The 6359-nt window shown below is 67.1% G+C and carries 7 protein-coding genes, 1 tRNA gene and 1 pseudogene; 7 read left to right on the top strand and 2 right to left on the bottom strand.

The genetic code is table 11. From position 1 onward, the window contains the following. Positions 1-319: 319 nt before the first annotated feature. Complete coding sequence (locus R6V09_RS43010; protein WP_019059824.1) at positions 320-472, top strand: hypothetical protein; 153 nt, start codon at positions 320-322, stop codon at positions 470-472. 64 nt (positions 473-536) lie between these two features. Here R6V09_RS43010 and R6V09_RS43005 read toward each other — a convergent pair whose 3' ends face one another. Continuing rightward, on the bottom strand, positions 537-1097 hold the full coding sequence (locus R6V09_RS43005; protein WP_317886922.1) for a CGNR zinc finger domain-containing protein: 561 nt from the start codon (positions 1095-1097) through the stop codon (positions 537-539). A 303-nt stretch (positions 1098-1400) separates the two neighbouring features. Further along, positions 1401-1814, bottom strand: a complete 414-nt coding sequence (locus R6V09_RS43000; RefSeq protein ID WP_004002642.1) for an SsgA family sporulation/cell division regulator — start codon at positions 1812-1814, stop codon at positions 1401-1403. 191 nt (positions 1815-2005) lie between these two features. Here R6V09_RS43000 and R6V09_RS42995 point away from each other — a divergent pair, with 191 nt between their 5' ends. From R6V09_RS42995 to R6V09_RS42970, 6 genes and pseudogenes are all read left to right on the top strand, one after another. Next, complete coding sequence (locus tag R6V09_RS42995; protein ID WP_317886921.1) at positions 2006-2482, top strand: TIGR02611 family protein; 477 nt, start codon at positions 2006-2008, stop codon at positions 2480-2482. Positions 2483-2560: 78 nt separating this feature from the next. Beyond that, positions 2561-2632: transfer RNA gene (locus tag R6V09_RS42990), tRNA-Val, on the top strand. A 344-nt stretch (positions 2633-2976) separates the two neighbouring features. Next, the gene (locus tag R6V09_RS42985; protein ID WP_317886920.1) at positions 2977-4263 is read left to right on the top strand and encodes an ABC transporter substrate-binding protein; all 1287 of its coding nucleotides are present in this window, start codon (positions 2977-2979) and stop codon (positions 4261-4263) included. Beyond that, positions 4263-5231 (top strand): carbohydrate ABC transporter permease, encoded by a 969-nt coding sequence (locus R6V09_RS42980; RefSeq protein ID WP_442810255.1) that lies wholly within the window; start codon positions 4263-4265, stop codon positions 5229-5231. Before R6V09_RS42985 ends, R6V09_RS42980 begins: the two co-directional genes overlap by 1 nt. Then, positions 5228-6100 (top strand): carbohydrate ABC transporter permease, encoded by an 873-nt coding sequence (locus tag R6V09_RS42975; protein ID WP_317886918.1) that lies wholly within the window; start codon positions 5228-5230, stop codon positions 6098-6100. Before R6V09_RS42980 ends, R6V09_RS42975 begins: the two co-directional genes overlap by 4 nt. A gap of 5 nt (positions 6101-6105) precedes the next feature. Continuing rightward, positions 6106-6359 (top strand): annotated as a pseudogene (locus R6V09_RS42970) (hypothetical protein); the annotation flags it as partial.

Raw genomic sequence — 6359 nt, 5'->3', positions numbered from 1 at the left:
TCTCGGACCGGTCGGACGCGGTGGCACCGGCGGCCTCCGCGCCCTCCCTGGGTCCTGCCGTACGCCCGGCGACCCGGCCCGCCGCCGCGCCCCGCGCCAAGAGCGGGGACGACTTCAGCGACATCGAGGCCATCCTGAAGAAGCACGGCATATGACGGCCGCACAGCGACTGAAACGACACAGAGCGAGCCGGGTCCGCCGGTAAGTGTTCAGGACGCGACGCGACCCGAAACGGACATCACGGAATTCGGCGAACTCCCTCTCCTATCGGGCGTGTTGATCGCGTGAGGGGTCCTCGCTGCGTCATCATCGCGGCGAGATGCTGGACACGACACAGAGCGACGCCGCGCCGCCGAAGGACGAGCCGCGCGGGTGCCTTTTCGCCCTTTCCCAGCCACCGCTGATGATCTTCCTAGCGGTGATCGGGTGTCTGCTGCTCATGGCCTCGCTGCACGACCTGCTGATGCTGTGAGCCGTACTCGTGGTCCCCGACGTCACCCGCCGGGGGCCACGACCTCATCAAGAGGCGCCGGCTGTCAGCCCGCGGCTTCCTTGCGCCGGGCCCGGTACGCGGCGACATGCAGTCGGTTTCCGCAGGTCCGGCTGTCGCAGTACCTGCGTGAGCGGTTCCGGGAGAGGTCGACGAAGGCGCGCCTGCAGTCGGGGGCCTCGCAGCGGCGCAGCCGCTCCTGCTCGCCGGCCACCACGAAGAACGCGAGCGCCATCCCGCAGTCGGCGGCGAGATGGTCGGCGACCGAGGCGCCGGGCGCGAAATAGTGCACGTGCCAGTCGTAGCCGTCGTGGTCCGTGAGGCGGGGGGTGGTGCCCGCGGCGGCGATCAGGTCGTTGATCAGCCCGGCGGCGGTCCGGGGGTCCGGGGCCGAGAAGACCGAGGTGAACCGGCCGCGGATCTTGCGCACGGCGGAGAGGTCGAACTCGGAGAGCACGCCGACATCGCTGATCTCGTGGTTTCGTACGAATTCCGTGAGCAGCGCGACGTCCGACAGTCCGTCGGGCGCCGCGGCGTCCTCCGGTGCGGTGTTCACCAGATCCACCACGGTGTCGAGGGCACACCGGGTGTCGTGGGTGATCAGCACGTTCAGCTCCCTGGCCTGGGGGGCGGGCGGGCGCCCGCCGATGCTGGCCGATGGTAGTGGCTTCCCGGAGGGCGGCCCCATGCCTCTATGAACGCCCTGGTGTCCCTCGGGGTTCCCCGGGCTACGGAGAGTCGCGACCTCCGTGGCCCACGGAGAGCCACCGGGAGCAGGCACCGCACGCACCGGCGCCGCCCCCGCGACGAATCGCGGCGACGGCGCCGGTGTGTGCCATATGCGGTTGTCCAGGCCCGAGCCGTCTCCCCGAGTTCGGACGGCGCCGGGTGGTTTGGTCGGGGCCTTGCGCTAGCTCTCCGCCAGGATGTGCGACAGCTCCTGATCCAGGTCGAAGTGCCGGTGCTCCGTGCCGGGTGGCACGGCGGCGTCCGTCCGCTTCAGGAAGGACTCCAGGGCCCGTGCGGGAGCCTCCAGCAGGGCTTCGCCCTCGGGAGAGCTCAGTGCGATGCAGACGACGCCCTGACCGTGACTACGGGATGGCCAGACACGGACGTCGCCGGTACCGGTGGGCCGGTGGAGGCCCTCCGCGAGAAGGTCGCGGGCGAACACCCACTCGACGGTCTCCTCGGCTCCGGTGTGGAAGGTGGCGTGCACGGCGTAGGGGTCGGCCGTGTCGTACCTCAGGCCTGCGGGGACAGGCAGGGATGACTCGCTCGACACAACGAGGCGCAGGTGCAGCTCGCAGCTGACCGTGGTGTTCATAAGCGCCAGGGCCTTTCGCTCAGTGTGCGCTCGGGGATTCGCACGTCGGCGAAATCGACATGCCACCTACGGTGCCGTTGTAAACCCCTCTGAGTGTTTTGCGTGCCTTTACGTAACTCTTCCGGCCGAGGGCTCGATCGCTCGGTGCGGCCATTCCGGTGACCGGTTTCCCTCGGGTAGGGTTTGTCCGTATGAATACGGGGAGTGACGGGCCGGGTGAGGTTGTCGTGGCGTCGGACGGGGCGGCCGACGGGGCGCCGGACGAGACAGCGGCGGACGCGGTCCAGGGCGAGCAGGGACTCGGCTCCAAGGCGCCGGAATTCATCAAGGCACGCCGTGCGCTGCATCTGAGCTGGCAGGTCGGTGTCTTCGTCATCGGCCTCGCGGTCGTGGCCGCCGGCATCGTCATGCTGCCGCTGCCGGGACCCGGCTGGGTGGTGATCTTCGGCGGTATGGCGATCTGGGCGACCGAGTTCGTCTGGGCCCAGCTGGTGCTTCGCTGGACGAAGCGCAAGGTCACCGAGGCGGCGCAGCGCGCGCTCGACCCCGCGGTGCGCCGCCGCAACATCGTCCTGACCTCGATCGGCCTGGTGATCGTGATCGCCCTTGTGGGCGTCTACGTCTGGAAGTTCGGTGTCGTGATGCCCTGGAAGATCAAGGACCAGTGACCCGGTGGCGCCGGGCGGGTGCCTTCCCGTGCTGGTCGGAGGCACCCGCTGACATGGGGTAATGTTCTCCGTGCGTCCGGGCGATTAGCTCAGTGGGAGAGCGCTTCGTTCACACCGAAGAGGTCACTGGTTCGAACCCAGTATCGCCCACCCGGACCGACGGCCCGTCTGTGATCACACAGGCGGGCCGTCGTCGTTCGCCCACCAGTGACGAGAAGTCAACTCCCCGTCACCCAGGCCTTTTTCGGCCGGTCGTCGGCGAGTGCGGCAGGCCGCTTCCTGTTCGGCCGGCCGGTCGCGGGCGCCTCACCTGCGGTGTCCGTCGCGCCGTTCCCGTGACGCGCCCGGCGGCGCCGTCGTAGCGCTCAGCCGGTCCACAAGAAATTCCTGTCCGAATCATTGACGCACCCCGGAGGCCTCCGTAACTTGTGCCAGCAAGCGCTTACTTGAAACGATTCATGCAGGTGGCAACGACGCTACGGGGAGGGTTCGTCATGGGAACCGGCACGAATGTTGAGAGGCGTACGGTCTTGAAGGCCGCCGGAGTCTCGGCGGTCACGCTGGGGCTGGCCGCGACGGCATGCGGCGGCGACGACGGCACGTCCGCGGACGGGACGGTGACGATCCGTTACTCGTGGTGGGGTGCCGAGGAGCGGGCGAAAAAGATCAATCAGTCCATCGCGCTCTTCGAGAAGAAGTATCCGAAGATCAAGGTGAAGACGGACTTTCAGACGTATCAGTCGTTCTGGGAGAAGTTCCAGACGCAGGCCGCGGGCGGAAATCCGCCGGACGTATTCCAGAACGCCGTCGGATTTCTTCGGAAGTACGACAAGAGAGGCATTCTTCTCGACCTCAACTCTCAGGTGAAAGCAGGCAATCTGAGCCTGGATCACTTCCGCGCGGGCGTCACCAAGGTCGGCGAGGTCGACGGAAAACAGCTCGGTGTTCCGGTCGGCTCCAACACCATGGCCCTGGTCATCGACAAAAAGGTGTTCGAGAAGGCGGGCGTCGACCCGGCCACGGGCTGGACCTGGGACGACTACTTCAAGGCCCTCAAGACGATCCACGACAAGACGAAAGTCCCCGGCGACACGGGCTACTTCGCCATCATGTACCTGTACGACCTCTACCTCCGGCAGAACGGCAAGGCGTTCTTCACCAAGGACGGGCTCGGTTTCGACAAGTCAGATCTGACGGAGTGGTGGACGGACGGGTACGGCCGGGTGAAGGCCGGAATCGTCACCGACCCGAAGGTCGTCGCCCAGGACCAGCCCAAGTCGTCGCTCTCCGCCGGGCACGGTGCCTCGGAGTTCACCTGGGACAACTTCACCGTCCGCTACTCGGCGGAGGGCAGCAGCACCTACGGCCTCGCCCCGATCCCCACCATGGACGGCAAGGACACCGGCCAGTACCTCGCCTCGCTGATGCTGAGCGCCTCCGCCCACACCTCGCACCCCAAGGAAGCCGCGCAGTTCATCGACTTCATGGTCCACGACCCGGCGGTCGGCAAGATCATGGGCTACGACCGCGGCATCCTGGCCAGCACCGAGCAGTACGCGGCGTTCAAGCCCACCGACACGGTGAGCAAGGAGATCGCGCAGTACGAGGACACCACCGCCAAGTCCGGCGTCCTCGGCACGATCACCCCGCACCCCTCCGGCGCCGACACCGTCGAGGCCGCCTTCCTGCGCATCGGCGGTGACCTCGGCCAGGGCAAGACCAAGGTCACGGACGCGGTGAAGCAGTTCTTCACCGAGTCCGAGGCCGCCTTCCAAGCCTGATGGGAACCGCCGTGACGCTCGTCAAGGACTCCGTGCCCACCACCCGGAAGGCACGCTCCGCCGCCCCCGTCCCCAAGGGGCGGCGGAGCCGCCGGGAGAACCTCGCCGGCTATCTCTTCATGTCCCCCTGGATCGCGGGCTTCCTGCTGCTGACCGCGGGACCCATGGTCGCCTCGCTCTACTTCGCGTTCACCGACTACAACCTCTTCAACAGCCCGAAGTGGGTCGGCTTCGACAACTTCACCGCGATGTTCGACGACCCGCGATGGCGGAAGTCGGTCGAGGTGACGGCGAAGTACGTCGTCATCGGCACCCCGCTGAAGCTGCTGCTCGCCCTCGGCGTCGCCCTGCTGCTGGCCCAGAGCCGCCGCGGCCAGGCCTTCTACCGGGCCGCTTTCTACGCCCCCTCGCTGATCGGCGCGAGCGTCTCGGTCGGCTTCGTCTGGCGGTCGCTCTTCTCCGACGGCGCCGTGGTGGACCGTACGCAGTCCTTCCTCGGCTTCCATGTCGGCGGCTGGGTCGGCAACGCCGACTGGGTCCTGTACTGCCTGGTCGCGCTGACCGTCTGGCAGTTCGGGGCGCCCATGGTCATCTTCCTGGCCGGGCTCAAACAGGTGCCCCGGGAGCTGTACGAGGCCGCCGAGATGGACGGCGCCGGACCCTTCCGGCGCTTCTGGAGCATCACGCTGCCGATGATCTCCCCGGTGCTGTTCTTCAACGTGCTGCTGGAGACCATCCACTCGTTCCAGATCTTCGGCTCGGCGTACGTCGTCTCCAACACGTACTGCGGTCCCGCCGACGCCACGCTCGTCTACACCTGTTACCTCTACCAAAAGGGCTTCAAGGACGCCCAGATGGGCTTCGCCGCCGCGATGGCCTGGATGCTGCTGCTCGCCGTGGCACTGGTGACGGCCGTTCTCTTCTGGTCCCAGAAGAAGTGGGTGCACTACGAGGAGGACGCCCGATGAGCGCCACCACCACGAAGCCCCCGCCCCTCGGCCGCAAGCACACCGGTTCGCTGGTCTGGCACCTCGGCGCGCTGCTGATCCTCGCGGTGATCCTCTATCCGGTGCTCTGGGTCATCGGCGCCTCGTTCAAGCCCAGCAAGGACATCATCAACAGCCTCCAGCTGTTCCCGGGCCACCCCATCCTGTCCAACTTCAAGGGCCTCGCCGACGGCATAGCCGACATCAAGATCTGGACCTTCTTCGAGAACTCCCTTTTCTACGGCCTCGGTTCGGTCGTCGGCATCCTCGTCTCCTGCTCCCTGACGGCGTACGCCTTCGCCCGCATCAGGTTCGTCGGCCGCAATCTGCTCTTCTCCCTGATGATCGGCACGCTCCTGCTGCCGTACCACGTGCTGCTGATCCCGCAGTACGTGATGTTCCAGAAGCTCCAACTGGTCAACACCTACGTCCCGTTGCTGATCGGCAAGTACCTGGCGACCGAGGCCTTCTTCGTGTTCCTGATGGTGCAGTTCATGCGGAACCTGCCGAAGGAACTGGACGAGGCCGCCCGCCTGGACGGCTGCGGGCACCTGCGCATCTACTGGTCGATCGTGCTGCCCCTGTGCCGCCCCGCGCTCATCACCAGCGCGATCTTCACCTTCATCAACGCCTGGAACGACTTCATGGGCCCGCTGATCTACCTCAACGAGCCCGGCAAGTACACCGTCTCCCTGGGCCTGATGATGTTCCGCGACTCCGACGGCGTGGCCGCGAACTACGGCGGCATGATCGCGATGTCGCTCGTCGCGCTGCTGCCGGTGCTGCTGTTCTTCCTCGCCTTCCAGCGATACCTGATCGACGGTATGGCGACCTCCGGACTGAAGGGCTGAGGGCGGTGGCCGGAGCACGGGTTAAGGCGCGCGGGGAGTCGGTCTTCGCCGAGCGGTTCGGGGTGTTCGCCGAATGTCTGCTCACCGGGGTGTGGATCGCCGTCGCGTCGGCGGGAGTTGTCACGTATCCGGCCGCGTTCGCCGCCGGGGCACGGCACTTGAGGCGCCGCACGGCTCATGTCGGCGGCGGCTGGCGGGAGTTCGTCGCGGACTTCCGGGCGGCGGTGCGTGGCGGGTGGGCCGTCGGCGTCTCCGGGTG

Origin of the sequence: Streptomyces sp. W16, from assembly GCF_033194735.1 — a bacterium.
Classification (GTDB): Bacteria; Actinomycetota; Actinomycetes; order Streptomycetales; family Streptomycetaceae; genus Streptomyces.
This window is presented reverse-complemented; position numbering and strand designations above follow the sequence as displayed.

What these genes read in the sequence shown, in the direction of transcription:
- R6V09_RS42975 (WP_317886918.1), top strand. Translation starts at nt 5,228, where the DNA reads ATGAGCGCCACCACCACGAAGCCCCCGCCCCTCGGCCGCAAGCACACC.
- R6V09_RS43010 (WP_019059824.1), top strand. Translation starts at nt 320, where the DNA reads ATGCTGGACACGACACAGAGCGACGCCGCGCCGCCGAAGGACGAGCCG.
- R6V09_RS43000 (WP_004002642.1), bottom strand. Translation starts at nt 1,814, where the DNA reads ATGAACACCACGGTCAGCTGCGAGCTGCACCTGCGCCTCGTTGTGTCG.
- R6V09_RS42985 (WP_317886920.1), top strand. Translation starts at nt 2,977, where the DNA reads ATGGGAACCGGCACGAATGTTGAGAGGCGTACGGTCTTGAAGGCCGCC.
- R6V09_RS42995 (WP_317886921.1), top strand. Translation starts at nt 2,006, where the DNA reads ATGAATACGGGGAGTGACGGGCCGGGTGAGGTTGTCGTGGCGTCGGAC.
- R6V09_RS42980 (WP_442810255.1), top strand. Translation starts at nt 4,263, where the DNA reads ATGGGAACCGCCGTGACGCTCGTCAAGGACTCCGTGCCCACCACCCGG.